Origin of the sequence: Hymenobacter caeli, from assembly GCF_013294115.1 — a bacterium.
GTDB lineage: Bacteria > Bacteroidota > Bacteroidia > Cytophagales > Hymenobacteraceae > Hymenobacter > Hymenobacter caeli.
Map to the genome: position 1 here is coordinate 297113 of NZ_JABSNP010000001.1, position 26682 is coordinate 323794.

Below are 26682 nucleotides of genomic sequence, written 5' to 3' on the forward strand. Positions count from 1 at the left end.
GGCTACCAGCCAACAGCTAAAAAAACCTATTCCCACTCGCGCCAGCGCAGCACCTCGCCCACAGCGGGGGCGTGCAGTTCGCCGCGCAGCATGCCGCCGGCGGCCACCTCGGTCAACTGCCGCAGGGGCTCCGAGGCGGGCTCGTCGCTGAGGTCGAAGGTGCCGTAGTGCATGGGCACGAGGTGGCCGGCGCGCAGCACGTTGGCCGCCTTGGCGGCTTCGTGGGGGTTCACGTGGCTCTTGGCCATCATAAACGCTGGCTTGTAAGCTCCGATGGGCATCAGCACGATGTCGAGGGGCCCGAACTGGCGCTCAATCTGCTCGAAATGGTCGCCGTAGGACGTGTCGCCGGCGAAGTAGATGAGCTTGTCGGCCGTCTTAATCAGGAAGCTGCCCCACAGCACCTGGTTCAGGTCGGCAAGGCCGCGGCGGTGCCAGTGGCTGGCGGGCAGGTAGTAAATTTCGAACGGGCTGGCGGGGCCCAGGTCGTACTGCTGCCACCAGCCGGCTTCCTGCACGGCCAGGCCGGGCACCATGCCGCGCAGCAGCGGGGCCATGCGCAGCGACGAGAGCACCCGCAGGCCCGGGTTTTCGTTGGCCAGAAACCGGATGGAGTCTTTGTCCAGGTGGTCGCGGTGGCCGTGCGAGAGCAGCAGCAGGTCGATGCCCGTCAGGTCTTCGGGCAGGCAGGGCAGCGCGTGGCGGCGGCGCAGCCCGAGAGAGCTGTACAGCACCGGGTCGAAGAGCAGTGTGACGCCTGCGATGCGCAGCAGAAAGCTGGAGTGGCCCAGCCAAATCAGTACGTCCTCTTTCGACTCGACCGCCGCCGTGCAGTCCACCACGGCGGGGGCCCAGGCGTCGCGCTTCTTTTCTTCCTTTTGGGGATTGGCCGTGAGCTGCCACTTGAGCAAGGTGCCGAAGCGGGGCTTAAACAGGGCTTCGCCGTTGGCAAACTCATCACCGAATAACTTATTGCCGGAATAGCCGGCCCGCACGGTGGCTAGGGCCTCGTTGCGAAGGTGCGAAATAGAAGCGGACATGAACGGAGATAAAGAGAAATAGGAATAAGAATAGAAAAAATAATTACGCCTCAATGATAGGTGTTGGTTTTGAAGCGGTTGAGAAAGTTGCCAAAAACAATGAGAACGTCCTGCTCGTCTGGCGTCTGCGCAGCCGAAGCATGACGTTCAATGGTGCTTCTTCAAAAGCTTTTTTGTTAACTGTGCCGAATCTCATCCTTCAGGTGCTCGATTAGTTGCACGAATTCCGGCTTGGCCTGGATGCCGGGCTGCCAGGCCAGGCCCATTTCGGCCAGGTTGTACTGGTGCTTTTTGTTGACGGTAGCCCCCGGCAGGCATTGCCCGGCGGCGTCGCGCTCGGGGGCCAGCAGCCAGAGCGTGTCGGCCAGGGCGGTGGTGGTGGCCAGGTCGTGGCTCACGATGACGACCGTGTTCAATTCGTCGAGCAGCGTCACTTCCATAATAATCTTCTTCACCTCGTCAATCATCGCAATGTCGAGGCCCGAGAAGGGCTCATCGAGGATGATGAGGTGCTCGGAGCAGAGCAGCTGCTGGGCAATGGCCGCCCGCTGCCGCTGCCCGCCCGAGAGCATGGCGGGGTACTTGCGGCGGTGCGGGGCCAGGTCGAACCGGGCCAGGTAGTCCTCGGCCCGGGCCTTGGCCTCGGCGGGGGCGTGCTTGCGCTCGGCGGCCACCAGCAGGTTGTCGAGCAGGGTGCGGTGGTCGAACAGCGGGTAGCGCTGCTGCACGAAGCCCACGTCGCCGGGGCACACGGGCCGCGCCGGGGTGCCCACCTGCACGGTGCCGGTGCTGGGCGGCAGCAGCCCCGCGATGATGCGGCACAGCACCGACTTGCCGATGCCCGAGCGTCCGTAGAAGCCCACCACCTGGCCCTGGCTCACGCCCGGCCGCACCACGTCGCGCACGTCCAGGCTGATGTCGCGCAGCACCACCTCGCCCTTGAACTGCATCGACACGTCGCGCAGCGCGAGGATGGAATCCTTGTAAGAATGGTCCGCCATTATTTCGCCGTCGTCAAATCGGAGTAGGGGAAGAACAGACGGCGCAGAAACTCAAACGTATAGTCTTGCAGGGCCCCGGTGGCTAGGATGACGAGCTGAATGGCCACCACGCCGGCCAGGTGCAGGTAGCGGTTCTGCTTGTAAAGCAGCAGCCCGATGCCGCCTTCCGATTGGTACAGCGTCTCGACCAGCGTAATCATGGTCCAGATGATGGCGAAGTTCTGGCGCACCACCTCCAGCATCTCGTCGAGCTTGCCCAGCACGACTACCTCGTAGAAGCTGCGCCACTCGCTCATGCCCAGCGTGCGGGCGTGGTCCATTTCTTCCTGCGTGGTGGTCAGAATCACGCTGGTCATGCCCGTCACCAGGTACACCGTGGCCCCGAACACGAGCACCGAGAGCTTCACCTGGTGCCCGTTGCTGACCATCAGGGCCATGAAAAACGTGAGGCCCGTGAGGGTGAGGTAGCGCATTTTGGAGGCCGCGTAGGCAATGGGCCGGAAGAAGGGCAGCGCCGTGAGGTAGGAGATGGCCAGCGCCAGCACCGTGGCGATGGCCAGGGCCCCGAGCGCCGTGGTCAGGCTGGCCCACAGCTCCTGAATGAGGCCCTGCGAGGTCACCAGTTCCTTAAAAGAGCCCAGCACCTCGCCCAGCGTGGGGAACAGTTGCAACGGGTAGAACAGCCACAGCAGCAGCAGCAGCAGCACCTGGCCCCCCACCATGGTGAGGAACACCGAACGGTGCGGCCTAGCGTTAGGAATAAAAAGGTCTTTGAGCATAGCGCAAGGTTTTGCGAGGTTAAAATAGGTTTCGCGGGCGGGGTTAGGTTGGATATGGGTCGGATAATGAATCGGGCTTTGCCGCGAAGCATTACACTCCGCAAATGCCGCGAAACCTATTTTAACCCCGCGAAACCTTGCGCTTAGCTGCCCAGCACGATTTCCACGCGGCGGTTTTTGGCTTTGCCGGCCGGGGTGGTGTTGGGGGCTACGGGTTCGGTGGCCCCGTGGGCGTACACCTGGATGCGGCCGTCGGGGAAGGCGCTGCTGCTCTTGCGCTCCAGCCACTGGCGCACGGCCATGGCGCGGTCTTCGCTCAGCTGCTGGTTGGCCTGGGGGTCGCCGGTGTTGTCGGTGTGGCCGTGCACGGCCACTTTCAGGCTGCCGGCCACCACGAGGTCGTCAAACAGCGCGTTCAACTCTTTTTGGGCGGCGGGGGTGAAGGTGCTCTGGCCCGAATTGAACTCGATGTTCCAAGCCCGCTCGCTCACGTTGCGGCGGATTTCGTCGCCGGCGGCAAACTTCTGCTGGTCGGCCGGGGCCACGGTTTTGCCCTTGTAGCGCGCCTGCACGTTGCGTAGCGGCGTCAGGTCCAGCATGTCGTCCAGCGGTACGTAGTTGGGCAGCTCCTTGGGGTACAGCTTGGTCTGCACGTCGCCGAAGGCCTTGTACACCGAGGCGTAGATGTTGGTGCCGCCCTCGTTGAGGCCGAATAAATTCAAGTTATCACTGAAATTGAAGGCCTTGCTGCCGCCCAGCTCCACCACGTTGCCGTTGCGGTCGGCCTCGCTCACGCCCTTGTAGTACTTCAGCCAGTAGGCCCCGTCCTTGTCTTTGTCGCCGTACACGTCGGCCGAGATGTCGGCGGCGCGGCTCAGGGCCTCGGGGTGGCTCTTCACCTGGTCGCCGGCCACGGCGTGGGCCAGGATGAGGCCCTCCACTTCCTTGGGGTGGGCGTCGTACCAGCGCTTGGTGGTCACCATGATGTTGGGCATCTGGTTCGAGTATTCCTTGGTCGAGACGATGCTCACCAGGCCGCCTTTCTGCTTGGCAATGTTCACGTCGCCGGGCGTCCAGGTGGCCACGGCGTCGGCCACCACGTCCACCTTCACGCCGGTGTTTTTGCCGTCCACGATTTTATCGCGGCTCTCGGGCTTGCCCAGGATGTACTTCTCCGAAGCCGCCAGGAAGTCGCTGGCCGACATAAAGTTAACGGCCTGCGGGTCGTAGGTGGTCTCGTCGGGGTTCACCTTCAGGCCGTTGTCCGAGCACCACTTCAGGGCGATGTTCTGGTCGCCGTCGCGCAGGTAGCAGGCGATGGTTTTGCCCAGCGCCGCCTTGGGGTTGTCAATCCATTCCTTGGGGCCCATCACTTTGTCTTCGCCGAAGGATTTGCCGGGGCTGTAGGGGATGATTTGCAGCTGCGTGCCGGCCTTTTTCAATTCGGCCTGCACGGCCGAGAAGCCCGGCAGGCCGTCGCCCATGATGCTCACAATCAGGCCCGGCGTGGCGGGATTGGCCGAGAGGTCGGCGGCGTTTTTTACCAGGTCGGCCTGCATCTTGCTCACGTCGTCCTGGCGCACAATCTGCATGTTGAGGCCGTTGGCGGCCATCGCCGAGCCGGTGGTGGTGCGGGGGCCCCCGTTGGCCAGCATGCCGGCAATCTGGGCGTTCCAGGCCATTACCTCCCAGGTCACGGGCGTGCCCTTGTCGGCCGGGGCCGTGCCGGGCAGCGGGGCCAGCGGCACCACCGTGTTCACGCCGCTGCCGCCGGTGGCGGCCGGCAGCTCAATCGAGCTGAGCAGCACCGACTCGGTCGCAGCTTTTTTGAAAAGCAGGTTGCTGGAAGTGAGTTTGTTGATGCCAAAATACAGGCCCGCCAGGACCAGAATGGCAATGAGGATTTTACCGCGGGTAGTCATTCAATTGATGTGAAAAGGTGTTGAATGTGGAAAGGAGGTGAAAACGGGTCGTATCAGAGTAAAGAGGCCGTCATGCTCATCTGGCGTCCGCGCAGCCAGATGAGCATGACGTTCTAAACGTTCGTTCCGGGTACTGCAATTCAGTCCAGCAGCTTGCCGTAGGCATCGTCCGAAGCCTTGGCGGTGGCGGCCACGCCCAGGCGCACCGGCGGCTCGTTGTCCATAATGGCGTTGAACTCGCCCTTCTGGTACTTGTCGAGCAGGCGCTGGCCCTTTTCGCTCATCACCCCGTTCTGGATGTCCATCTCCTTGACGAACTCCTGCGAGTAGCGCATGGCCTGCTTGATTTGGCCCAGCTGCTGGGCCATGTCCTGGGCCACGCGGTCGGTGGCCAGGTCGAAGAAGTACTTCTTGTCGGGGTCGCCGCGCAGAATGTTCATCGCCGCCCGCATCCCGGACGAGGTGCGCTTCACCAGCGCGTACTCATCCTTCAAGAGGTTGACCTTGAACTTGGAGTTGTCAATCTGGCGCAGGGCGGCCTTGAGGATCTGGCGCATCACCAGGCTCACGTTGGCCGTGGTGGTGGCCATCGGGGTGAGGCGGCGGTTGTAGTCTTCGAGCTGGGCGGCGCGGCTGGCGTAGCTGTCGGCGCTGTCCTTTTCGCCCTGGCGCAGGGCCGCGTCGGCCAGGGCCAGGTACTCCTGCATCTGGCTGCGGTTGGCGTCCAGCTTGCGCTGCACCAGCTCGTGGGCCCCCTCGATGTGGCCCACTTCCTCGTCCATCTTGCGGGCCTCCTTCTCGGTGTTCGAGATGTAGTCCTCCATGATGCCGATGGGGTCGGTGTTGACGAACAGCCCCGCCGCGGTGCGGAAGATGCGCTGCCCGGCGTACCAGAGCCCGGCCTGGATGCGCTTGTTGGTGGCCAGCAGAAACAGCACGAACAGGGCCCCCAGACTCGCGCCGAGCTTGACCGTGTTGAAAACAATATCAACCAGGTAAGGCAAAATCTGCCCCCAATAGTACACCCCCAGGCCGGCCAGCAGGGCCACAAAGGCCCAGGCGGCCACTTTCTCGGGTTTTTGCCAGGACGGCAGGCCATCCGCGGGCGAAGGCGGGCCCAGTAAAGGTGTGTTCATCGTGCAGAAAGAAAGGATTGGGGTGGCGCTTACGCTGCTTACTTGGCCGCGCCGCTGGCGTTCAAAAAGGCTTCGGCGGCTTTGTGGTGGGCTTGCAGCTCGGCCAGCGCGGCCGAGTTGGCCAGCTCGTAGCTGGCCAGTGCCGCCTGGGTTTTCTGGCGCTCATCGGCCAGCTGCTGCTGGGTCTGGAGCAATTGCTGCTGCTTGGCCTGGAGCTGGCGGGTGAGGTCGGCGAGGTCGGCGGCGAGCTTTTTTTCCTGGGCCGCGAGCTGCACCACGGGGCCGGGGGCCGCGCCGGGCGCGGCGGTTTCGCCCATTTTCTCGCGGTGGCGGGCCAGCACCTTGTCGCGGTCGGTGGCCAGGGCCTGCTCAAACTGCGCGGCCGAGGCCAGCAGGCCGGGCACGGTGCCGCCGTTCACGGCCGAAAAGGCGTTGTAGGCGGTCTGGTACAGCAGGGGGCCCGCCATGCCGGCGGCGGCCATGCTCTTCACCATCTTCATGTACGCCTCGAAGTCGCGGCCATCGCCAGCCAGCAGGCCCGCGATGTGGTCGAGGTGGCGCTGCTCGGGCTGCGTGACGGCCGGGGCCGCAAACGGCACGGCGGCTCCGGGCAGTCCCGGCGCGGGCGCGGTGTACGGGGCCCCGGCCGGGGCAGCGGGAGCGTTTTCCCCTTCCTCGGGCTCAATGAAAAAATCCTTGGCGGCGTGGGTGAGCTTATCGAAGAGGGCCATGAGAAATAACGGAAAAGATGAATAAAAAGCCGGGCCAGCCCGGTTCGTGGCCGGCGGCCGGGGGCTGGGCAAAAGCCTCGGCCAAGCGTTCAAAGGTAAAGATATCCGGCAATCTGAATGCCTGCGATTACCGCGGTTTTCGGCCCGGCCCGCGCCGGGTCCCGGGCCGAAAACCGCGGTAAGTTGACAGTTACCGATTGGTCGTTGGCGGTGAGCTGATAAACAATTGACTGCCAGACGTCAATGGGAAGTCAATGACCGGCGGCCCCGGCGCGACAACCTACTCTTAATTGGCCACCTGGGTGGCCAGCCAGGCGTCGCGCAGGGCCTGCTGGGCGGGGGCCACGGCCTTGGCCGGGCCCTCTTCCAGCGGCTGAATCCGCACGTTGGGGGCCTCCGTCAGCACCAGCTGCAGGGTGCGGTCGATGCCGCCGCGGCTGCGCACCTGGGCCATTACCAGGTCGTTGGGCACGTGGCGGCGCAGCACCTCGGCTAGGTCGGCGGGGCTTTTCAGGGCCTTGTCGTCGAGCATCACCAGCTGGTCGCCCCGGTCGATGCCGGCCTTGTAGAGGCCCGAGCCGATGAGGGTGTTCGTGGCGATGAAGCCGCGGCCTTCGGCGTCGAACTCCACCTGCTGGGCCAGGCTGGTGAGCACGCGGGTGGGCACCAGGGCCAGGCCCGCTGCTCCCAGGCTTTCGCTGAAGCGCGGGGCCTCGTGCCCGTACACGTACTGCCGGAAGAAGCGGCCCGCGAAGGCCGTGTCGTGGGCGGTTTCGCCCAGCACGCGCTGCAAATCGGGCAGGGTGTAGGGCCGGGCGGGGGCGTAGTTGGCCTGCTTCTGGCCGTACTGCTGCCACAGGGCCCGCATGTACTGGTCGAGGCTGGTGCGGTACTGCTGGCGCAATTCCAGGTCGAGCACCAGCGCCAGGCCCGCGCCCTGGTAGTAGTACGTGAGGTAGGTGTTGGCCGTGTTGGTGGGGTCGATGCTCACCCCGGCGTCGGTGAACACGGCCTGGCGGCTCATGTCCACGGCCGAGGCGTAGCGGGCCCCGGGGCTGGCGAGGCGGGCGTTCACCCAGCCGCCCACCTTGTCCAGGAACTGCTCGTCGTCGTAGAACTTGGCCCGGCGCAGGGCCAGCTCGCCGTAGTACTGCGTGAAGCCTTCGGCCAGCCACAGCGCGTCGCTCATGTTGGTGCGCTGGAGGTCGAAGGGCTCCAGGTCCTTGGGCCGCAGGCGCTTCACGTTCCAGGCGTGGAAAAACTCGTGCGCCACGGTGCGCAGGTTCAGCAGCGCGTCCTCGCCGTGGATGCCGCGCGGGGCCGTGAGCGAGGTCGAGTTGCGGTGCTCCATGCCGTCGCCGGTGGTCTGGTCGAGGTAGTCGGCCAGGAAGGTGTAGCGGCCGAAATCGAACACCGGCAGCGTGCCGAAAATGGCCTTTTCCTCCTTCACCACCCGCTGCACCTTCTTGGCGTAGAGGTCGAGGTCGGGCAGGGTGCCCAGGTACAGGGCCGCCAGCTCAATGGTCTGGTCGCCCTCCTCCCAGGTGCGCACCTGCTGGGCCCCCAGCACCACCGGGCTGTCCATGAAATAGGCCAGGTTGGGGGCCGTGAAGGTGTTTTTCTCGCCGCCGGGCCGCAGCTGGGTGGCCGCTTTCCAGGCGGGCGGGGCGTCAAAATGCGCTTCCACGGCCCGGCTTTCCAGGCCCAGCGCGTAGCAGAACGTGGCCGGCACGTTCAGGTGCGCGTGCTGCTGGTCGATGCCGGCGTAGGTGCCGTCGCTGCGGTCGGCGTACAGCGTGTAGCTGAACAGCACCTTGCCGTCGGGGCCCGGCGTCACGTTCCAGCCGTAGGCGTCGGGCCGGGCCAGGGGCAGCGGGTGGCCGTCGCCGTCGGTGGCCACCACGTAGTACACGTTTTTGATGAAGTCGTGCTCCGCGTAGCGCCCCGGCGAGCTGCGGGCCATGCGCACGCGCAAGGGCCCCGCCGGCAGCCCCGCAAACGTGGCCGTAATCCGAGCCTCGTGGTGCACGGCGTTGGGAAAGGCCACGTTGTAGCGCACCGCCGGGCCATCCGGGGCCGCCTTGGCCGGGGCTGTTTTGGTTAGCGCGGCTTTGGCCGGCGCGGCCTTGGCGGGTGCCGCCGGTACCCGTTGGGCGGGGTGTGGGGCTTTGGCCTGGGCCCGCGCTTCGGTGGGCCCCAGGCCCGCGCACAGCGCCAGGGTTAGCAAACAAGCGTAATTTTTCATGGCATACCGCGCCAGCTGGCAGGAGAACGATAACTAAAGGAAATTTTGGTATAAAAACCTGAATGAAGCCGCTTATTAACTAGCCTGTTAGGGTAGAAATTAGTTTTTTCCGTTAATAGGCTCCCAAATATAGGGAATTAATTGAGCGGTTCGGTGCCCGGCGCTCCACTTGGCGCCGCCGGCCGGAATACGGTGCCTTCCACGGCCCCGCCGAAGAAAAACGCCGGTTGCGCCGGGTGCAGCCCCAGGCCCGCCAGGGCCGCGTGAAAGTCGGGCAGCTGGCGGACGCGCAGGGCCGCCACCGCGCCAAAAAACCAGTACATCGTGCCCAGCAGCGCCCGCTGCCAGCCGCGCCGGGGCCGGCAGAAATCGGCCAGCAGCCACGGGGCGGCCGGCTGCCGGGCCGCCGCCAGGCGGGCCAGCGCGGGCCCCAGCGCGGCGGCCGGAAAGCAGTCGAGCACGAAAAACGTGGCCAGCGCGTCGAACCGCTCCGCCGGGGCCAGCGCCGCTTCGGTGCCCCGCCGGAACTCGACCTGGCCGGCCGCGCCCGGGGCCGTGCGGCGCAGCCGGGCCGCCGCCCGCGCCAGCATGGGCCCCGAGGCTTCGAGGTAGAGCACGGTGGCGCGGGGGCGGCGGCGCAGCACCTCGCCCAGCACCCAGCCGGTGCCGCCGCCCAAAATCAGCACGTGCGGGGCCCCGGGGGGCAGGCCGGCCAGGGCGGCCCGCTGCGCGGCCCGCAGGCTGCCGCCAAACACCAGCCCGGCCAGCGCGTCGTAGCACCACGCAATGCGGTCGAAGTTGCCGGTGGTGCGCGCCCCGGGGCCCCGGGGCGGCGCGAAGGAGGAAGAATTAGCAGAATCTGGGTCCAACATGAAAAAATGTGCGGCTTCAACCAACTGAAAAACAACTTGCCCGGGCCGCCGCCGCCCGGGGCCCCCGAAAAAAACGGCCCCCGGCTTGCGCCGCGCCGCGCCGGCCGCGTACCTTTGCGTCACCAAACGGCAATCTTCCCCGCGGAGTTGGCTGTGGCGGTACCGCTGCGCTTGTGGCGAAATTGGTAGACGCGCTGTCTTCAGGCGGCAGTTCCGCAAGGTGTGGGAGTTCGAGTCTCCCCGAGCGCACAACAAAAAAGGCCAACCCATCCGGGTTGGCCTTTTTTGTTGTGCGGCGCCGTTGGGCCGTGCGGCCCCGGCGGTTTTCCGGGTTCGGCGGCGGGCCGCCCGTGGCCAGTTTTGAAAGAATTTCGTTCAACGTACTTTTTCCCCGCCCATGCCCGTCACTTCTTCCAACCCGCCCACGCCCCCGGCGTCGCGCCTGGCCGGCCTGGCCGGCAAGCTCACCGCCGAGGCCGTGGCGGGCACGGCGGTGTTCGTGCTGGCGTTTGGGCTGTTCTTTTACCTCACCCGGGTCGTCTTCCGCGAGCATTCGCAGGGGTTCGATGCTTGGGGATTTGCCCAGATGGACCGCCTGCGGCACGCCTGCCCCTGGACATTCGAAGTAGCCAAAGCGCTGACGTTCTTCGGCTCGGTTTGGTTTTTCATCCCGGCCAGCCTGTTGGTGCCCCTGGTGCTGCACCGGCGCGGCCTCGGCCGCTACGCCGTCGAGCTGCTGCTGGCCATGGGGGGCGGGCTGGCCCTCAACGAGTTGCTGAAGGCCTTTTTCCACCGGGCCCGGCCCGCGTCGGCGTTGTTTTACCAGTACGGCCTGAGCTTCCCCAGCGGGCACGCCATGATGAGCATGGCCTACTACGGCTGCCTGGCGTGGCTGGTGGTGCAGCAGGGCCGGCGCTGGGGCGCGGGCGCGGCGCTGGTGGGCTTCGCGGTGGCCATCGGCCTCACCCGCGTCTACTTCCACGTGCACTACCCCACCGACGTGCTGGCCGGTTTCTGCGGCGGCGCGGCGTGGCTGGTGCTGCTGCGCACCGGCATCCGGCTGTTCTGGAAAGAGAAGAAATTAATTAAAAATTAAAAATGATGAATTAAAAATGATGGCGGTGGTCGAAAACGAGGTGGTCCGGCGACTTTTTCGGTCGTCGGGCCACGCTGACAATACCCCGGAGCCGCTGTTCAGCCGCCAGAGTGGCCCGACGAAGCCCTTCGGGCAATTCGCCGGACCACCCCGTTTTCGACCACCGCCATCATTTTTAATTCATCATTTTTAATTAATTTTCACCTGCACGCGCAGGGCCAGCAGGCCCTTCACGCCTTGCAGCTCCTCCAGCTCCAGCTCTTCCACGCCGGGCTCCAGCAGGCCGCGGTCTTGCAGGTAGTCGATGTACTCGCGGTACTCGGTGGCCTCGCGGGTTTGGGCGTACACCAGGGCCAGGCGGCCGGGCTGGGTGAGGCGCTCGCCGGTGCCGAGCACGGTGGCCTTGTCGATGCGCTTCTTGATGATTTCGTAGCGGATGTTGTAGGCCCCGTCCACGTCGAACTGCCGCTCGTCCTGCCGGAAGCGGATGCTCAGCGGCTGGCCGTGGATGTAGATGAGCTGGGTGGTTTCGAGCGGCACGGGCAGGGTGGGGGCCAGGGCGTGGGTGCGCCGCGTAATTTCCACCATCGTCAGCAGCTGCCACAGGCGCAGGTTTTTGAGGAACACCCGGTCGAAGGGCCGGTCCTGGACCAGCGCCTCGCCCACGTAAATGTTGAATTCCACGCCGTCGCTCTTGAAGCGCTGGAAGTAGTGCGGAAACATGGCCTGGGCCTTGGCCTCTTCCTCGTCCAGGAAGGCCCCCACGGCGTCGTTGATGGCCGTCACGCTCCGCTCGAAGGCCTGGCGGCGCTTGTAGAGGATGCCCAGGCGCGGGTCGATGTTGGCCCAGTAGGCCGTGATGACGGGCCGCAGCGCGGGCGTGTGCTGGGCCAGGTACTCGAAGAGCGGCTCCACCTCCCGCCGCAGCGATTCGTAGATGCTCAGCTCGTCGCCGCTGGTGATGCCCTGGCGCAGGCGGCGCAGGTGCTTGTTGACGTAGAACTTCAGCTCGTCGAGGATGGGCAGCTGGCGGAACTCGGCCGCTTTTTTCAGCACCCGGTGGGCCAGGGTGAGGTGCTCGATGAGGTCGCCCTGGATGGCCTCGTTGCGGGCCGTGCTGCTGCCCCGGATGTCGCAGGAGCCGTGCAGCGGGTACACGTCCTCGAACACGATGGCCTCCATCTCGGCCCCGCGCTGGCCCTCGTCCTGGCGGGCCAGCAGGTGGCGGGCCGCGTCCACGAAGCGCCACTCCAGGGTGGGGTGGATGGGCGTGAACTGCTCCTGCATCAGGGCCTGGATGCGGGTTTGCAGGTCCTCGGCGTTGCGCTTCACGGCCACCGCGAACAAGGGCACGAACTGCGCCACCTTTTCCAAGTCAAACTCGTCGAGGTCGCCGGCGTTGGGCGAGCCGATTTCGAGCAGGCCCACCGTGTCGCCGCCGTAGGGCAGCAGCGCCAGGATGGCCGAGCGGATGCCCAGCTCCAGCACCTGGGCCCGCAAGTCGGGCGGGATGTCGGCCCGCGCCACGTCGGAGAGCACCAGCGGCCGGCGCTCGCGCAGCAGCCGGTCGTATATCTGCCGGAAGCCGCTGTCGGGCCGGCTGTGCTGCACCTGCTTGGTGAGGAAGCTGTGGTTGATTTTGCGGCCGAAGTCCACGAAAGCCTTTTTCTTCTCGTCGTAGGCCGCGATGCCGAGCTGCAGCGCCGGCCGGGAGAACAGCACCCGCAGCTTCTCCTGAATCTGCTCGAGGCGGTCGGCGGCTTGCAGCACGTCGCGCTCCAGCAGGTCGTATTTCAGTTCCGACAGCACCTCTTGGTCGGTCACGTCCACCAGCTGCAACACGTTGAAGCCTTCGAGCACGAAGTGGGCGGGCGGCAGCAGCTCGCGCCACACGGCCAGGTCGTGGCGCTGGTGGCCCAGCTGCTCGCACTGGGCCGGCGTGAGCACCGGCGCCTCGCCCACCACCCGCACCTGCACAAACGACGAATCGATGCCCACGCCGTAGTGGCGGTAGAGGCCGATGCGGTAGTCGGGCACCGTGAAGATGATGGCCCCCGCGGCGGGCAGCTCCACCCCGTACACCCGGTGCAGGATGAGCTGGTAGGCCATGCGGGTCATGTAGGCCTCCGTGCTGGCCTGGTCCAGGTTCAGGGGCTGCTTGATGGTGCGCTCCCGGTTGAGCAGCACTTCGGCAAAACGGGGCGTGTAATAAAAGCTCGTGCGCCGAAACGGCGGAATGGCCCCGCTGATGGCGCTGCCCACCGTGGCCGTCGGGAACACGGCCAGCATGATGGTTTCCAAAAAATCGTGCTCTTTTTCGAGCACCGCTGGGTCGGCCAGGGGGCCCCGCAGCCCGGGGGTGCGGGCCGCCTGCCGGGCAATGGCGCGGGCCAGCAGGGCCAGGCCGGGGTTGGGGTCGGCCTCGCGGGCCTGCCAGTAGGCCAGCAGCGGCTCCAGGCTCAGGGCGGTGGCAAACGGGAAGGCCGGGTCGCCCGGGGCCGGGGCCGCCGCCGGGGGCGCGAGCAGCGCCGTCGCGGCGGCGTCAAGGGCAGAAGTGGGCATGGGGCAGGGCAGGAGGGGCGGCGGGGGCACGCCCGGTGGTACGCGGCCCGGCCGGCCAGTGGTGCCGGGCCCTACTTGGTGATGGACTGGTAAACGGGACTGTTGGGGGCGGGCTCGGTGGCGGTGATGGTGGTGGCGACGCCAGCGGCGCTGGGAGTGCCGGGGACGGGCATTGGAAGTAGTTGGGTCAAAACGGCCGTTTTCGAGGTATTGCGGTAGCAGGTGCAGCAGCCCGTGCCATCGAATTCGCCCACCAACCGGATGGTTGTCAGTTCGTACCGGCGCGGGTCGTTGCGCAAGAGTTGTCCCGGGCCCCGGCGCACTTCAATGCGGTACAGGTACGTGTTGAGCTTCCGCGAGCCCTGCTGCGTAAACGGTAAGTTATTGTTCAGCAACAGGCTGTCGGTTTGCACGGCGTTGGTACGGGTGGCTGGGCTTCTGATGAAAGTCACTAAATCGTAACCGTTGGCTACGTCAATGGAGTCGGCGTAATCCCGAAAATTGGTGTAGTGCGACGTCGCCTTGGGAGCCGATAAAGGCTGGCCCTTGGCATCGAGCGGCAGCGCGTAGCGCCGAAACTGCACGGTGTCCAACTCCGTTTTCTCGTTGAAGCCGTTAGCCGAATTATCGGCCACTTTCACAAACTTGAAATAAAACGCATCGGCCCGCTCGTCCTGGCAGTCGCACACGTTGTTGGCGCAGCAGCCGGCCAGCAGGCCAATAACACCCAGGGGAAGCAAAAAACGCAGGAGCCGCATCATGCCCCAAAGATACGGCCGGCTAGCGGCGGCCGCGGGCGGCCGCGGTGGGCAGCGTGGGGTTGTCGACGGGGCCGTGGGCCAGCAGCAGGGGCCGGAGGCGGGCGGCGGCCGTGTCGAGCTGGGGGCGGATGCGGGCCAGGGCGTCGCGCAGGGCCAGCACGTCGGCCAGGCGGGGGGCATTTTTTTGGGCGTAGCCGTGGTACATGGCCACGCGGGCCCGGCCGCTCCCCTTGCCGGCGTAGGTGCCCAGCACGCGGCCCTGGGCGTCCGATACCTGCACTTCGGCCGTCACGTCGGTCTGGTACGTTTCGAGGGGCACGCCCAGAAAAGTGGGCGTTAGCAGCAAGGCCATCTGCACGGCTTGCCAGCCGCGCAGGCGGCGGCGGGTGGCGGCGTGCGTCACCACGAGGCGGGCGTAGCCGAAGGTGGCCGAATCGGTGGGCTCGGCCACGTTGCGCTGCAGCTCGTTGGTGAACAGGCGCAGCGGGTCTTCGGGCAGCAGGCCGTCGCTGGCCCCCAGCGGGCCGGGGTCGGTGGCTACTTCCAGCGCTGGCAGCCGCTCGCGCAGCGGGGCAAAGGGCGTGGCCGCCAGCGGCACCTTGGCCGAGCGGCAGCCGGCGGCCAGCATCCCGGTAATGAACAATAGAATATAAATAAAGTGTAGCTTAATTTTCATAGACTTAGGTGGCAAAAGCAGGCGGAGCGGTGGGTGGGTAGGCACGCACGGCCCCGAAACCTTTAAAAAGAGGGTTCGGGGCCGTGCGTGCCCCAAGGTAGCACGCCGCCGCGGCACTGCCAACCGGCCCGCGGGGCCGGGCTACTGGTGGGCGGCGGGCACCATTTCGGGCAGCGCGGCCGGGTCGGGGCCCTGGTAGTCGTCGATGAACTCGCCCTCCCAACGGGCCACCACGGCGCTGGCCAGGCAGTTGCCGAGCACGTTCACGGCGGTGCGGGCCATGTCCATCAGCGCGTCGATGCCGAGGATGATGAACACCGGCCAGGCCGGCAAATTGAACGAGGGCAGCGTGGCCAGCAGAATCACGAGCGAGGCGCGGGGCACCCCGGCCACGCCCTTGCTGGTGAGCATCAGCGTGAACACCAGCAGCATCTGGTTGCCAAACGAGAGGGGCACGCCCGCCGCCTGGGCCACGAACACCGCCGCCAGCGAGAGGTAGAGCGTGGTGCCGTCGAGGTTGAAGGAGTAGCCCGTGGGCATGACAAAGGCCACGATGCGGCGCGGCACCCCGATGCTCTCCATGGCTTCCATGGCCCGGGGCAGGGCCGCCTCGCTGCTGGTGGTGGCGAAGGCGATGCTCACCGGCTCGGCCACCGCCGCCACGAAGCGCCGCAGCGGAATGCGCATGAGCAGCGCCACCGGCAGCAGCACCAGCAGCACGAAGGCGATGAGGGCCCCGTAGAGCGTGAGCAGCAGCTGAAACGCGTTGAGCAGGGGCCCGAAGCCGAGCTTGGCCACCGTGTAGGCCATGGCCCCGCCCACGCCCAGCGGCGCGAAGTACATCACCACGTTGGTGAACTTGAACATCACCTCCGACAGGCTTTCGCACAGGTCGAGCATCACGCGGCGCGACCGTTCGGGGGTGAGGGCCAGGCCGATGGCGAAGAGGATGGCGAAGATGACCACTTGCAGCACCTGCCCCTCGGCCACCGATTTGGCAATGTTTTCGGGGAAGATGTGCAGGATGATGTCGGCCGCCGTTTGGGGCGCGGTGGCGGCCAGCGCATCAGCTTTTTCGGCAATGGCGGTGTTCTTGATGCCCACCCCGGCCTTGGTGAAGTTGATGGCCGCCAGGCCGATGAACAGGGCGAATGTCGTCACCACTTCAAAATAAATCAGCGCCTTGAGCCCCATGCGGCCCACCTGCTTGAGGTTGGCGTGGCCGGCGATGCCCACCACCAGCGTGGCGAACACCAGCGGGGCGATGATGGTCTTCACGAGCCGCAGGAAGGCGTCGCTCAATACCTTAAGGTGCAGGGCGGCGGCCGGGGCGTCGTGACCGATTTCGATGCCCACCAGCATGCTCAGCACAATCCACAGGGTGAGCGAGCGGCGCGGGGCCACGGCCAGCGCCAGGGCCCCCAGCGCCGCCCAGCGGGCGGCTACGGGCACGGCGGCCGGCAGCGCCAGCCGCCCGGTTTCGGCCAGAAACGTGAGCAAGATGGCCAGCAGCAGCAAAACCAGGGCCGGCACGGCAACGCGCGAAAACTTCATGGGCAACGACGAAAACACATGTGGCCCGCATGAAGAAAAGGCGGGCCCGGCAAAGGTAGCCGGCCGCGGGCCCCGCCCCACGCGCCCGCTGCCCGAAGGCCGCGTGGGCCGGCACGGGGGGCGCACGGCGTTTTCGCCGCATCTTCGGGCCACCGCGCCCCTTGCCCCGCCCATGCCCGCCTGGACCCTCACTTCCTTAGAACTACCGCTGCGCTTCGTCTGGAAAATCTCCCGCAACGCTTCCACCGCCAAAACCAACCTGATAGCCGAGGTGGCCGGCCGCGGCCACACCGGCCGGGGCGAAGCGGCCCCCAACGTGCGCTACGCCGAGTCGCCGGAATTGCTGGCCGAGCAGTTTGGAGCCCTGCAAGCCGCTGGTTTGGAGCAGGCTGAAAATTTAGAAGATTTCGACGCCCTGCTGGGGGCCCACCCCGTGGCCCACGCCCTGAGTTTTGCCCTGGAGGCCGCGCTGGTGCAGTGGCTGGCCGCCCGCGCCGGGCAGCCGGTGTGGCAGTGGCTGGGCGTGCCGCCGCCGGCCGCCGCCACGCCCACGGCCTTCACGCTGCCCATCATGCCGCCCGGCGAGGTGGCCGCTTTCCTGGCGGCGCAGCGGGCCGCGCGGTTCCAGTTGCTGAAAGTGAAGGTGGACGCCGCCGGGGGCCTCGACCTGCTGCGCGAGGTGGCGCGCGTGCTGCCCGGCCACGCCCTGCTCGTGGACGGCAACGAGGCCTGGGCCGACGCCGACGGCCTGCTGCAATTCCTGGCGCAGGCCCGCGCCGTGCCCGGGCTGCACATGGCCCTGCTCGAACAGCCCCTGCCCGCCGCCCGCGCCGCCGACTACCACTACCTGCGCCCCCGGGCCGGCGTGCCGCTGCTGGCCGACGAGTCGGTGACCGACGCGGCCGACTTTGAAGACATTGCCCGGCAGTTCCACGGCGTGAACGTGAAACTGATGAAGGCCGGGGGCCTGCGGCGCGGCATTGAGCTGCTGCGCCGCACCCGCGCCCACGGCCTGCGCCCCATGCTGGGCTGCATGGTCGAAACCAGCCTGGGCATCGCCGCCGCGCTGCAAATCAGCGCCCTGGCCGACGTGCACGACCTCGACGGCATCCTCATCGTCCAAAACGAGCCGTTTGGGTTGGTGCGCGAGGAAGCCGGGGCCCTGCGGCTGACCTGAAGCGCTGCCGTTGGTCCACCCGCGCCGAACCCTATTTCTCCCGGAGCTGCGCGTCCAGCGCCGCCAGGTCGAGGTCGAGTTGGCGGGTGTCGGGCGGGGTGGGTTGGCCCGGGCCCAGCAGGGCAATTTTGCGGTTGAGCAACTCCACCTTGCGCTCCAGCAACTGCAAGTGGACCCTGAGGGCCTCGTTTTCGGCTTTGGCGTCGCCGGGAACGGCGCGGCCGGGTAGCGTGTAGGGGCTGTACGACGCGCCGGCCGCTCCCGGGGCCTCGCCCCGCGCCGCGGCGGCGCTGCCCGGCGTGGCGAATACCAGGCCGCCGTCGGGCCGCACGAAGTCGCCTTCTTTGAGCGTTGTTAACTTGCCGCCTGGAAACTCCACGATGCCGCTTTTATAGTTTATTTTGGTGCCGTTGGCCAGGCGCACGTTTTGGGTGAGGGGCACGGTTTGGTTGCCGTCGCGCCGCACCACGGCTCCGTTCTGGAACACGAACTGCGTTTGGGCCTTGGTTTGCACGGGGAAGCCGCCCTGCTGCGCGGCGGCTCCGCGCGGCGCGGCCGCCGCGCACGCAGCCAAGCCTAACGAAATAATAAACAGCTTCATGCTAAAAGGCAATAAATTGAGGATGAGAGAAATACAGTAGCAAATACGGGTCCGGCAGCACCTCAGTGCTTGGTGGTTGAACAGTATTTTTAGGAACGATGTCGCAACATTAAATGTACGTACATATATTTGCAGCGTCAACCGCAGTTATTCCATGCGCATCGAGGACGAAATTAAACAGCCGGTTTTTCGTAACCAATACGAAAAGGCTATCATCAACCTGTCGTATACGGCCGGGTGGCTGCAAATGCGGCAGGCCGCGGCCTTCAAGCCGTACGGCCTCACGCTGCCGCAGTTCAACATCCTGCGCATTTTGCGCGGCCAGCACCCGTGCCCGGCCACAGTGGCCCTGCTAATCGACCGGATGCTGGACAAAACCAGTAACGCCTCGCGCATCGTGGACCGGCTGGTGGAAAAGCAGCTTGTGACGCGCACCGTGTGCCCGGCCAACCGCCGCGCCGTCGACATTCGCATCACGGAGACAGGCTTGGCCTTGCTCGGCCGCGTCGAGGCCAACAACCTGCTGGACCCTACCCACATGGGCCTGGGTTCCTTATCGGCCGAAGAGCTGGGTCTTTTCAACGACCTGCTTGACAAGCTGCGGACGGTCGAATAATCGCTTTTTTGGCCCCAGGGCCTGTTTGCTATTTTGCCACCTTTTTCTTTTACCCTTTTTTAAACATGAAAAAAATTCTGTTCCCCGCCCTGTTGGCCCTGGCCGCCCTCGTGGCCCCGGCCGCTAACGCCCAGACCGCCTACAAGCTCCAGCCCCAGCTGAGCACCCTGGGCTGGGAGGGCAAAGCCGTAACGCACGGCCACAACGGTACCATTCAATTCACGAGCGGCGACCTGCTGGTGAAAAACGACATGGTGGTGGGCGGCACCACCACCGTGGACATGAAAACCATCAAGGCCACCGACATCAAGGAGGCCGAGCAGCAGGCCAAATTCGTGGGCCACATGAGCAGCGACGACTTCTTCGGCGCGGACAAGTTCCCCACCGCCACCATCAAGCTCGTGAGCGTGACCCCCATCAAGGGGGCCGCCGCTACCGCCAACAACGCCACCATCGTGGGCGACATGACCATCAAGGGCGTGACCAACCGCATCACTTTCCCCGCCAAAGTAGGCGTGAAAGGCGGCGTGGCCGCCGCCACCGGCAAGGTCACCATCGACCGCACCAAGTTCGGCCTGAAGTACGGCTCAAAGTCGTTCTTTGACAGCATCGGCGACAAGGCCATCTACGACGAGTTCACCCTGGACTTCAACGTGATTGCCAAGATGTAATTGGCGCTTGCCATTGGATTGAAAAGGCCCCGCCAATTCGTTGGCGGGGCCTTTTTGCGTCAGCGAAGTGGGGGGAGCTACTCGGTGCGCGTGGGGGAGGCGGCCGGCGGCACCGGCGCGGGGGCCGGCGTGGGCACTGGGGCCGGCACGTAAGTCGATTCGGTGCTGGGGCGCAGCTCCAGGCGCATGGGGGCCACCGCCGATTCACGCAGGCTGAGGATGCCGTACACGGTTTCGCCGGGCTTGATGGTGCGGTTGGTGAGGTCGAACGTTTGGAACTCCTTGCGCATGTTGCCGTTGGCCAGGCTGGCCCCCAGGATGTTGCCGCCGGCGATGAAGGGCCCCGTGGGCAAGAAGGTGTTGTTGCTTTGGGTAACGTAACCGTTGGTGGTGGTGGTGCTCGAAAGGTTGATGTTCAGCAGCAAGTACAGCAAGTAGATGGCCACGCCCTGCTTCAGGTCCTGGGCGGCGATGGGGGCCGCCACGGGCGTGATGGGTCGGTCGCCGTATTGCAGCACCAGGTCGCGCGAGAAATTCAGCTCGCGGCCCGAGTTGTTGGTGACGCGCACAGCGGCCACGTGGTAGCCTTTTTTGGCCTCGTGCTTGCGGTACTTCTTGTTGCGGCCGTTCAGCCGCAGGGCGTCGAACTGGTAGCCAAAATCCACCGGGGCATTGGCCGCCGACGCCTGGTAGGTGGCGATGCGGTCAGGCCGGATGGGGGTGTACGAGCCGGCGCAGCCGGCGGTGAGCAAGAGCAGGCCCAGGCCAGCGCTTAAACGGGTAGATCGTTTTAGCATATAAAAGGGGTGAAAAGGGGATCAAGACGGCGCGAAGCTAGTAAGGGATTGTCAATTCCCGGGGTAGCTCGAAGGTCAGATTTGCGCTTTTCTTGCGGCGGTGCAAATCATTCAGGGTCTCGTCCAGCGCCGGTTTGTATTCCACCCATAAATCTTCGTGCAGGTGCTTCAGTATCAGGCCCGGCAGGCGGGCGGCCAGCCGGGCCACGGCCTTGTAAAAGCCGTCGTACACGCTGTCGAACTGCCCCGAGTAGTGGTCGAGGCACAGGCGCAGGGTGTAGGCCAGCAGGTCGATTTCGAGCTGCTTGCTTTTGGTGATGCGGCGGGCCCGGGCGGCCTCCTGCACGCTGGCCCGCAAGGCCTTCACTAGGCTACGGTTGAGCAGGCGCCCGCTCACGGCCAGGTTGAACAATTCGTGGATGCGGTCGGCGGTTTCCTCCTGGATTTGGGCCAGCGACACGTCGGCCAGCAGCTCAAAGCGGAAGGTTTCGTACAGCTCGGCGTCGCGGCGCACGGCCCGCAGCAGCAGGGCTTCTTTCTCGGCCTCGCCGAGGCGCTTGAGAGCTTTTTTAAATTCGGGCGCGGGAACGGGCACGGGGGGAGCTGGTGGGTGTGAAACGATGAAGGCGGCCCGTATACCGACCGGGCAGGGCCCAGACGGCCGCCACCGGGCGGGCCCCGGCCGGTGGCGTTGGGTGAGGGCCGGAAATTTACGCCCGGTGGCCCAACGACTACCTTGTTTCCCGAAACGATTTATGAGCCGTGGGTGTTGGCAGATGCCGCCAACCCCGTCCCGCTGCGTAAATTTGCTTCCATGACGACCCGCCCCCAAATTGATTTCGACGAGGACGTACTGTTGCTCGAAGAAACCGCCGAGCCGCGCAGCCTCGTGGTGTACAACGACGAAGTGAACACCTTTGCCCACGTCATCAAAACCCTGATTGACGTGTGCCAGCACCAGCCCGAGCAGGCCGAGCAGTGCACGCTGCTCATCCACTACAAGGGCAAGTGCAACGTCAAAAACGGCACCTACGACGAGCTGGAGCCCCTGTGCACGGCCATCCACGACCGGGGCATCTCGGCGGATATCTCCTAAAAAATGATTGAGTGGTTGCGTGGTTAAACGGTTGATTGAACGGCCAACCATTTAACCATGCAACCATTCAACCATTACCCTCCGAATGGATTTCCCTTCCAAGCTGATTGAAAACGCCGTGGGCGAGCTGGCCCGCCTGCCCGGCATTGGCAAGAAAACGGCCCTGCGCTTGGCCCTGCACCTGCTGAAGGCCGACACCGACATTACGGCCTCGCTGGCTGAGGCGCTGGCCAAGATGCGTTTTGAAATAACCTACTGCCGCACCTGCCACAGCATTTCCGACGCCGAGGAGTGCAGCATCTGCGCCAACCAGTTGCGCGACCACGCCCAGGTGTGCGTGGTGGCCGACGTGCGCGACGTCATCGCCATTGAAAACACGGGCCAGTACCGCGGCGTGTACCACGTGCTGGGCGGCGTCATCTCGCCCATCGAGGGTGTGGGGCCCACCGACCTGCACATCGACTCGCTGGTGGAGCGGGCCGCGGCTGAGGGCTCCGAAGTGCGCGAAATCATCCTTGCCATCAGCCCCACAATGGAGGGCGACACCACGGCCTTCTACCTCTCGCGCCGCCTGCGCGACCTGCCCAACGTGCACATCAGCACCATTGCCCGCGGCATTCCGATGGGCGGCGAGCTGGAGTACGCCGACGAAATTACCCTCGGCCGCAGCATCGTGGACCGCCAGCGGCAGGTGAGCTAGCCGCAGTCGCGGCGCTGAAGCGTAGTTTCGTCCTTCGTGGTCAAGCTCTCCGTTATCGTCGTCAGCTACAACGTCTGCTATTTCCTGGAGCAGGCCCTGCTGTCGGTGCGGCGGGCGGCCGAAAAGCTGGGGGCCCCGGTGGAGGTGTTCGTGGTGGACAACAACTCGGCCGACCACTCGGTGGCGATGGTGCGGGCGCGGTTTCCGGAAGTTATTCTGCTCGAAAACAAGCACAACCCGGGCTTTGCCAAGGCCAACAACCAGGCCCTGCGCCGCGCCACCGGCCAGTACCAGCTGCTGCTGAACCCCGACACGGTGGTGGAGGAAGACACCTTCCGGGCCTGCTGCGATTTTATGGACGCGCACCCCGCCGGCGGGGGCCTGGGCGTGCAAATGCTCGACGGCCAGGGCCGTTTCCTGCCCGAAAGCAAGCGCGGGCTGCCCACGCCCGCCGTGGCCCTCTACAAAATCCTGGGCCTGAGCTGGCTGCTGCCCCACTCGCGCACCTTCGGCCGCTACCACCTCGGGTTTCTCGACAAAGACCAACCGCACGAGGTGGACGTGCTCAGCGGGGCGTTTATGCTGCTGCGCCAGGAGGCCCTGGCCCAGGTGGGCCTGCTCGACGAAGACTACTTCATGTACGGCGAGGACATCGACCTCTCGTACCGGCTCGCGCTGGGCGGCTGGAAAAACTACTACTTCCCCGGGGCCCGCATCATTCACTACAAGGGCGAAAGCACCCGGCGCACGAGCGTGAACTACGTGTTCGTGTTTTACCGGGCGATGGTGATTTTCGCCCGCAAGCACTTCGCGCCGCGCCGGGCGGGCCTGCTCTCGCTGCTGATTAACGCGGCCATCTGGCTGCGGGCCGGGGCGGCCTTGCTCGGGCGGTTCGTCCGCGCCGCCGCCCCCGTGGCGCTCGACGCGGGCCTGATTTACGGGGGCATGTTTTTCCTGAAAGACTACTGGGAAAAGAACAACAAGTACGTGCCGGGGCCCTACCCGCCGCAGTACATGCGGGTGGCCGTGCCGGTGTACATCGCCGTGTGGCTGACGTCGGCCTACCTGAGCGGCGGCTACGACCGGCCCGTGAAAACGGGCCGCCTGGCCCGGGGCATCCTGGTGGGCACGGTGCTGATTTCGGCCGTGTCGAACTTCCTCGACGCCTGGCGCTTTTCCAAGGCCCTCATCGTGCTGGGCGGGGCCTGGGCGCTGGTGGCGCTGGTGGGCCGGCAGCTGGCCACCCACTTCGCTACGTACAAAAACCTGCGCCTGGGCCAGCCCCGCCAGAAGAACATTGCCATCGTGGGCTCGGCCGCCGAAAGCCAGCGCGTGCGCCAGCTGCTCGAAGCCGCCGCCGTGCCGGCCCGCGTCATCGGCTACGTGAACACGGACCCGGAAGACCCAGATGCCGACGGCGCGGCGCGGCCGCATTCCTTCGAGCACTCGCCCATCGGGCCCCTGCGCCAGCTGCCCGATTTGGTGCGCCTCTACGCCCTCAACGAGCTGATTTTTTGCGGCCGCGACCTGCCCGCCAGCCAGATAATCGGCCTGATGCTGGCCCTGCCCGCCGCGCCGCCCGTGGCCTACAAGATTTTGCCCGAGGCCAGCGCCTACATCATCGGCAGCAGCCGCAAAGACGCGCCCGGCGACTACTACGCCCTCGCCATCGCCCTGAACCTCAACCAGCCGGGGCCCGCCCGCACCAAGCGCCTGCTCGACGTGCTGAGCGCCGCCGCGCTGCTGGTGCTGGCCCCGGTGGTGGTCTGGTTTCAGGCGGACAAGCAGCGGTTTGTGCGCAACGCGGGGGCCGTGCTGCTGGGCCGCGCCACCTGGGTGGGCCTGCGCCACACCCCGGGCCCCGCCCGGGCCCGCCCGGCCGTGCTCTCGCCCGCCGACGCCGCCGACGCCCCCGCGCCCCTCGGTGAACACACCCGGCGGCACCTGGAGCTGCTCTACGCCAAGGACTACGAGCCGGGGCAGGACCTGGGCATTCTGTGGCGCTGCCGGCGGCGGCTGGGCCAGGCCGTGGGCCCCGGGGCCCCGGAAAAATAAGGCCGCCGCTGGTGGTTTGGCCTGGGATAGCCAATACCTTTGCCGGGCCTCAACTTTTCTGCTGCCCGCTATGCCCGAAGTACTTGCCCCGCCGTCGCCGCTCTCCAACCGCCTGCTGGCCCTCACGGAATCGGCCACCATCCTCATGGCCAAAAAAGCCCGCGAGCTGGCCGCGCAGGGCGTCGACGTCATCAGCCTGAGCTTCGGCGAGCCCGATTTTCAGACCCCCCAATACATCAAGGACGCCGCCAAAAAGGCCATCGACGACGGCTTTACGTTCTACACGCCGGTGCCCGGCACGCTGGAGCTGCGCCAGGCCATCTGCGACAAGCTGCGCGCCGAAAACGACCTGGACTACCTGCCCGCCAACATCGTGGTGAGCACCGGGGCCAAGCAGGCCCTGGCCAACGCCATCCTCAGCCTGGTGAACCCGGGCGAGGAGGTCATCGTGTTTTCGCCCTACTGGGTGAGCTACGAGGAGATGGTGAAGCTGGCCGAAGGCGTGCCCGTGCCGCTGGTGGGCACCCTCGCCAACGACTACAAGGTGACGGCCGCGCAGCTCGAAGCCGCCATCACGCCCCGCACCAAGCTCGTCATGTACTCCTCGCCGTGCAACCCCACGGGGGCCGTGTTCAGTAAAGAAGAGCTGGGCGAGATTGCTGACGTGCTGGCCCGCCACCCCCAGGTGTACGCCCTGGCCGACGAGATTTACGAGTACATCAACTTCGTGGGCGAGCACTACAGCCTGGCCCGCTTCGCGGAGATTAAGGACCGGGTCATCACCGTCAACGGCTTCTCGAAGGGCTACGCCATGACGGGCTGGCGCCTGGGCTACCTGGCCGCCCGCGCCGACATTGCTTCGGCCTGCGACAAGCTCCAGGGCCAGATTACGTCCGGCACCTGCTCCATCACCCAGAAGGCCGGCACCGCCGCCCTGCGCGGCGGCCACGCCAGCGCCGACGAGATGGTGACCGCCTACCACCGCCGCCGCGACCTGGTGCTGGAAATCGCCAAGGACATCCCCGGCTTGGTGACGCCCACGCCCAGCGGCGCGTTCTACGTGTTTCCCGACGTGTCGGCATTCTTCGGCCGCACCACCGCCGAAGGACAAGTCATCAAAGACTCGGCCGACCTGGCCCTGTACCTGCTCAGCGACGCCCACGTGGCCGCCGTGTCGGGCGATGCCTTCGGGGCCCCGCAGTGCATGCGCTTCAGCACCGCCGCCGCCGACGACAAGCTGGTGGAAGCCTTCCAGCGCATCAAGGTCAGCCTGGCCAAGCTGTAGAAATCAAACTTGGGAGCCGTTTGGCTAATTCAGAAAAGTCACCCAGAACGTCATGCCGAGCGCAGCCGAGGCATCTCGCGTGCCGCAGTAACCCAATCGTTCAACGGGGTTGATTACTGCGGCACGCGAGATGCCTCGGCTGCGCTCGGCATGACGGCCCTTTTTGCTATGATTGCTTTTGCATGATAAATTCTTGACTGCTCGTCAACACTGTTTGCCCTTCTGCGAAGGCCCGTCGCTCCTGCGGCGGGCCTTTACCTTTGAGGCTTCCTTCCCACCCTTGCCGCAATGCCTGCCGATACGCTTTCCAATCTGTTTGCCGATTTTAACAAGCTCCGCGTCCTCATCATCGGCGACGTGATGGTGGATGCCTACGTGTGGGGCCGGTCCACGCGCCTCTCGCCCGAGGCCCCCGTGCCGGTGGTGCACGTGGCCCGCACCGAAAACCGCCTCGGCGGGGCCGCCAACGTGGCCCTGAACGTGCAGGCCCTGGGGGCCACGCCGCTGCTCTGCGCCGTGATTGGCGACGACGCCGGCGGCGACCAGCTACTGGAGCTGCTGCACCAGCGCGGCCTGCCCGCCACCGGCCTCGTCCGCAGCCCGCACCGCCCCACCACCGTGAAGCAGCGCATCCTGGCCCAGGGCCAGCAGCTGCTGCGCATCGACTCGGAGGTGGAAACCGACCTCAACGCCGACGAAACGGCGCAGCTGCTGGGGGCCTACGACGCCCTGCTGGCCCGGGCCGACGTGGTGGTATTCGAGGACTACGACAAGGGCGTGCTGCGCGAGGAAATCATCGCGCAGTGCATCGCCCGGGCCCGGCAGCGCGGCATCCCCACCGTGGTGGACCCCAAGAAGAAGAACTTCCTGGCCTACCGCGGCTGCACCCTCTTCAAGCCCAACCTGAAAGAGCTGCGCGAGGGCCTGATGCTGGAATTCGGCGACCCCGCCACCGACCGCCCCGGCTTTGAGGCCGGCGTGGCCCGCCTGCGTGAGGCCCTGGAGCCCGAAATCGTGCTGGTGACGCTCTCCGAGCACGGCGTATTCGCCCAGCAAGCCGACCACAAAACCTACCTGCCGGCCCACCTGCGCACCATCTCCGACGTGTCGGGGGCCGGTGATACCGTCATCAGCATTGCCGCCTGCTGCGTAGCCCTCCGGCAGTCCGCGCCCTTCCTGGCGGCGCTGGCCAACCTGGGCGGCGGGCTGGTGTGCGAACAGGTAGGGGTGGTACCCATCGAGAAGCAGCAGTTGCTGGCCGAAGCGCGGGAAGCGGGGCTGTAGCGTAGGCTTTGTGGTTTGCGGCGCT

At 65.9% G+C, this 26682-nt stretch carries 24 protein-coding genes and 1 tRNA gene; 10 read left to right on the plus strand and 15 right to left on the minus strand.

The genetic code is table 11. From position 1 onward, the window contains the following. Positions 1 to 26: 26 nt before the first annotated feature. From HNP98_RS01255 to HNP98_RS01290, 8 genes are all read right to left on the minus strand, one after another. A complete protein-coding gene (locus HNP98_RS01255; protein ID WP_173808225.1) occupies positions 27 to 1040 on the minus strand; it encodes an MBL fold metallo-hydrolase in 1014 nt (337 codons plus the stop codon). Positions 1041 to 1216: 176 nt separating this feature from the next. Then, positions 1217 to 2041 carry an ATP-binding cassette domain-containing protein gene (locus HNP98_RS01260; RefSeq protein ID WP_217425608.1) on the minus strand — a complete coding sequence of 275 codons (825 nt, stop codon included), beginning with the start codon at positions 2039 to 2041 and terminating at the stop codon, positions 1217 to 1219. Continuing rightward, the gene (locus HNP98_RS01265) at positions 2041 to 2820 is read right to left on the minus strand and encodes an ABC transporter permease (RefSeq protein ID WP_173808226.1); all 780 of its coding nucleotides are present in this window, start codon (positions 2818 to 2820) and stop codon (positions 2041 to 2043) included. Before HNP98_RS01265 ends, HNP98_RS01260 begins: the two co-directional genes overlap by 1 nt. A gap of 143 nt (positions 2821 to 2963) precedes the next feature. After that, positions 2964 to 4742, minus strand: a complete 1779-nt coding sequence (locus tag HNP98_RS01270) for an OmpA family protein (RefSeq protein ID WP_173808227.1) — start codon at positions 4740 to 4742, stop codon at positions 2964 to 2966. 140 nt (positions 4743 to 4882) lie between these two features. Further along, on the minus strand, positions 4883 to 5878 hold the full coding sequence (locus HNP98_RS01275; RefSeq protein WP_173808228.1) for a PspA/IM30 family protein: 996 nt from the start codon (positions 5876 to 5878) through the stop codon (positions 4883 to 4885). 38 nt (positions 5879 to 5916) lie between these two features. Then, entirely contained in the window at positions 5917 to 6609 is a 693-nt protein-coding gene (locus tag HNP98_RS01280) for a hypothetical protein (protein ID WP_173808229.1), read from the minus strand. 286 nt (positions 6610 to 6895) lie between these two features. Next, entirely contained in the window at positions 6896 to 8854 is a 1959-nt protein-coding gene (locus HNP98_RS01285) for a M61 family metallopeptidase (protein WP_173808230.1), read from the minus strand. 137 nt (positions 8855 to 8991) lie between these two features. After that, positions 8992 to 9726: a methyltransferase gene (locus HNP98_RS01290; RefSeq protein ID WP_173808231.1), complete on the minus strand. Its 735-nt coding sequence runs from the start codon at positions 9724 to 9726 to the stop codon at positions 8992 to 8994. A 167-nt stretch (positions 9727 to 9893) separates the two neighbouring features. On the opposite strand from HNP98_RS01290, the gene HNP98_RS01295 reads away from it, so the two are divergent. Continuing rightward, positions 9894 to 9975 (plus strand) — tRNA-Leu (locus HNP98_RS01295). 148 nt (positions 9976 to 10123) lie between these two features. After that, the gene (locus tag HNP98_RS01300; RefSeq protein ID WP_173808232.1) at positions 10124 to 10822 is read left to right on the plus strand and encodes a phosphatase PAP2 family protein; all 699 of its coding nucleotides are present in this window, start codon (positions 10124 to 10126) and stop codon (positions 10820 to 10822) included. A gap of 189 nt (positions 10823 to 11011) precedes the next feature. Here HNP98_RS01300 and HNP98_RS01305 read toward each other — a convergent pair whose 3' ends face one another. The 4 genes from HNP98_RS01305 to HNP98_RS01320 form a co-directional block, all read right to left on the minus strand. Beyond that, positions 11012 to 13384, minus strand: a complete 2373-nt coding sequence (locus tag HNP98_RS01305; protein WP_173808233.1) for a GAF domain-containing protein — start codon at positions 13382 to 13384, stop codon at positions 11012 to 11014. Between the two features lie 71 nt (positions 13385 to 13455). After that, a complete protein-coding gene (locus tag HNP98_RS01310; protein WP_173808234.1) occupies positions 13456 to 14145 on the minus strand; it encodes a hypothetical protein in 690 nt (229 codons plus the stop codon). Positions 14146 to 14164: 19 nt separating this feature from the next. After that, on the minus strand, positions 14165 to 14821 hold the full coding sequence (locus HNP98_RS01315) for a hypothetical protein (protein WP_173808235.1): 657 nt from the start codon (positions 14819 to 14821) through the stop codon (positions 14165 to 14167). A gap of 141 nt (positions 14822 to 14962) precedes the next feature. After that, on the minus strand, positions 14963 to 16375 hold the full coding sequence (locus tag HNP98_RS01320; RefSeq protein ID WP_173808236.1) for a dicarboxylate/amino acid:cation symporter: 1413 nt from the start codon (positions 16373 to 16375) through the stop codon (positions 14963 to 14965). Positions 16376 to 16547: 172 nt separating this feature from the next. Here HNP98_RS01320 and HNP98_RS01325 point away from each other — a divergent pair, with 172 nt between their 5' ends. Further along, the gene (locus tag HNP98_RS01325) at positions 16548 to 17552 is read left to right on the plus strand and encodes an enolase C-terminal domain-like protein (protein WP_173808237.1); all 1005 of its coding nucleotides are present in this window, start codon (positions 16548 to 16550) and stop codon (positions 17550 to 17552) included. Positions 17553 to 17583: 31 nt separating this feature from the next. Here HNP98_RS01325 and HNP98_RS01330 read toward each other — a convergent pair whose 3' ends face one another. Next, the gene (locus HNP98_RS01330; RefSeq protein WP_173808238.1) at positions 17584 to 18153 is read right to left on the minus strand and encodes a DUF6799 domain-containing protein; all 570 of its coding nucleotides are present in this window, start codon (positions 18151 to 18153) and stop codon (positions 17584 to 17586) included. A gap of 154 nt (positions 18154 to 18307) precedes the next feature. On the opposite strand from HNP98_RS01330, the gene HNP98_RS01335 reads away from it, so the two are divergent. Further along, positions 18308 to 18769, plus strand: a complete 462-nt coding sequence (locus tag HNP98_RS01335) for a MarR family winged helix-turn-helix transcriptional regulator (protein ID WP_173808239.1) — start codon at positions 18308 to 18310, stop codon at positions 18767 to 18769. A 65-nt stretch (positions 18770 to 18834) separates the two neighbouring features. Further along, positions 18835 to 19440 carry a YceI family protein gene (locus HNP98_RS01340; RefSeq protein ID WP_173808240.1) on the plus strand — a complete coding sequence of 202 codons (606 nt, stop codon included), beginning with the start codon at positions 18835 to 18837 and terminating at the stop codon, positions 19438 to 19440. 77 nt (positions 19441 to 19517) lie between these two features. On the opposite strand, the gene HNP98_RS01345 is transcribed toward HNP98_RS01340, so the two are convergent. Both HNP98_RS01345 and HNP98_RS01350 read right to left on the minus strand, forming a co-directional pair. Then, complete coding sequence (locus tag HNP98_RS01345; protein ID WP_173808241.1) at positions 19518 to 20237, minus strand: hypothetical protein; 720 nt, start codon at positions 20235 to 20237, stop codon at positions 19518 to 19520. Positions 20238 to 20274: 37 nt separating this feature from the next. After that, positions 20275 to 20832, minus strand: coding sequence for a hypothetical protein (locus HNP98_RS01350; protein ID WP_173808242.1), 558 nt, complete (start codon positions 20830 to 20832; stop codon positions 20275 to 20277). A 219-nt stretch (positions 20833 to 21051) separates the two neighbouring features. Here HNP98_RS01350 and HNP98_RS01355 point away from each other — a divergent pair, with 219 nt between their 5' ends. The 5 genes from HNP98_RS01355 to HNP98_RS01375 all read left to right on the plus strand — a co-directional run bounded on the left by HNP98_RS01355 (position 21052) and on the right by HNP98_RS01375 (position 26657). After that, positions 21052 to 21333 carry an ATP-dependent Clp protease adaptor ClpS gene (locus HNP98_RS01355; protein ID WP_173808243.1) on the plus strand — a complete coding sequence of 94 codons (282 nt, stop codon included), beginning with the start codon at positions 21052 to 21054 and terminating at the stop codon, positions 21331 to 21333. 85 nt (positions 21334 to 21418) lie between these two features. Beyond that, positions 21419 to 22033: a recombination mediator RecR gene (gene recR, locus HNP98_RS01360; RefSeq protein WP_173808244.1), complete on the plus strand. Its 615-nt coding sequence runs from the start codon at positions 21419 to 21421 to the stop codon at positions 22031 to 22033. A gap of 36 nt (positions 22034 to 22069) precedes the next feature. Continuing rightward, positions 22070 to 24088, plus strand: coding sequence for a glycosyltransferase (locus HNP98_RS01365; RefSeq protein WP_173808245.1), 2019 nt, complete (start codon positions 22070 to 22072; stop codon positions 24086 to 24088). A gap of 70 nt (positions 24089 to 24158) precedes the next feature. Beyond that, complete coding sequence (locus tag HNP98_RS01370; protein WP_173808246.1) at positions 24159 to 25373, plus strand: pyridoxal phosphate-dependent aminotransferase; 1215 nt, start codon at positions 24159 to 24161, stop codon at positions 25371 to 25373. A gap of 288 nt (positions 25374 to 25661) precedes the next feature. Then, positions 25662 to 26657: a bifunctional heptose 7-phosphate kinase/heptose 1-phosphate adenyltransferase gene (locus HNP98_RS01375; RefSeq protein ID WP_173808247.1), complete on the plus strand. Its 996-nt coding sequence runs from the start codon at positions 25662 to 25664 to the stop codon at positions 26655 to 26657. The last annotated feature ends 25 nt before the right edge of the window (positions 26658 to 26682 follow it).

Coding starts and splice junctions, on each gene's coding strand:
- HNP98_RS01255 (WP_173808225.1), bottom strand. CDS start 1,040: ATGTCCGCTTCTATTTCGCACCTTCGCAACGAGGCCCTAGCCACCGTG.
- HNP98_RS01260 (WP_217425608.1), bottom strand. CDS start 2,041: ATGGCGGACCATTCTTACAAGGATTCCATCCTCGCGCTGCGCGACGTG.
- HNP98_RS01265 (WP_173808226.1), bottom strand. CDS start 2,820: ATGCTCAAAGACCTTTTTATTCCTAACGCTAGGCCGCACCGTTCGGTG.
- HNP98_RS01270 (WP_173808227.1), bottom strand. CDS start 4,742: ATGACTACCCGCGGTAAAATCCTCATTGCCATTCTGGTCCTGGCGGGC.
- HNP98_RS01275 (WP_173808228.1), bottom strand. CDS start 5,878: ATGAACACACCTTTACTGGGCCCGCCTTCGCCCGCGGATGGCCTGCCG.
- HNP98_RS01280 (WP_173808229.1), bottom strand. CDS start 6,609: ATGGCCCTCTTCGATAAGCTCACCCACGCCGCCAAGGATTTTTTCATT.
- HNP98_RS01285 (WP_173808230.1), bottom strand. CDS start 8,854: ATGAAAAATTACGCTTGTTTGCTAACCCTGGCGCTGTGCGCGGGCCTG.
- HNP98_RS01290 (WP_173808231.1), bottom strand. CDS start 9,726: ATGTTGGACCCAGATTCTGCTAATTCTTCCTCCTTCGCGCCGCCCCGG.
- HNP98_RS01300 (WP_173808232.1), top strand. CDS start 10,124: ATGCCCGTCACTTCTTCCAACCCGCCCACGCCCCCGGCGTCGCGCCTG.
- HNP98_RS01305 (WP_173808233.1), bottom strand. CDS start 13,384: ATGCCCACTTCTGCCCTTGACGCCGCCGCGACGGCGCTGCTCGCGCCC.
- HNP98_RS01310 (WP_173808234.1), bottom strand. CDS start 14,145: ATGATGCGGCTCCTGCGTTTTTTGCTTCCCCTGGGTGTTATTGGCCTG.
- HNP98_RS01315 (WP_173808235.1), bottom strand. CDS start 14,821: ATGAAAATTAAGCTACACTTTATTTATATTCTATTGTTCATTACCGGG.
- HNP98_RS01320 (WP_173808236.1), bottom strand. CDS start 16,375: ATGAAGTTTTCGCGCGTTGCCGTGCCGGCCCTGGTTTTGCTGCTGCTG.
- HNP98_RS01325 (WP_173808237.1), top strand. CDS start 16,548: ATGCCCGCCTGGACCCTCACTTCCTTAGAACTACCGCTGCGCTTCGTC.
- HNP98_RS01330 (WP_173808238.1), bottom strand. CDS start 18,153: ATGAAGCTGTTTATTATTTCGTTAGGCTTGGCTGCGTGCGCGGCGGCC.
- HNP98_RS01335 (WP_173808239.1), top strand. CDS start 18,308: ATGCGCATCGAGGACGAAATTAAACAGCCGGTTTTTCGTAACCAATAC.
- HNP98_RS01340 (WP_173808240.1), top strand. CDS start 18,835: ATGAAAAAAATTCTGTTCCCCGCCCTGTTGGCCCTGGCCGCCCTCGTG.
- HNP98_RS01345 (WP_173808241.1), bottom strand. CDS start 20,237: ATGCTAAAACGATCTACCCGTTTAAGCGCTGGCCTGGGCCTGCTCTTG.
- HNP98_RS01355 (WP_173808243.1), top strand. CDS start 21,052: ATGACGACCCGCCCCCAAATTGATTTCGACGAGGACGTACTGTTGCTC.
- recR (WP_173808244.1), top strand. CDS start 21,419: ATGGATTTCCCTTCCAAGCTGATTGAAAACGCCGTGGGCGAGCTGGCC.
- HNP98_RS01370 (WP_173808246.1), top strand. CDS start 24,159: ATGCCCGAAGTACTTGCCCCGCCGTCGCCGCTCTCCAACCGCCTGCTG.
- HNP98_RS01375 (WP_173808247.1), top strand. CDS start 25,662: ATGCCTGCCGATACGCTTTCCAATCTGTTTGCCGATTTTAACAAGCTC.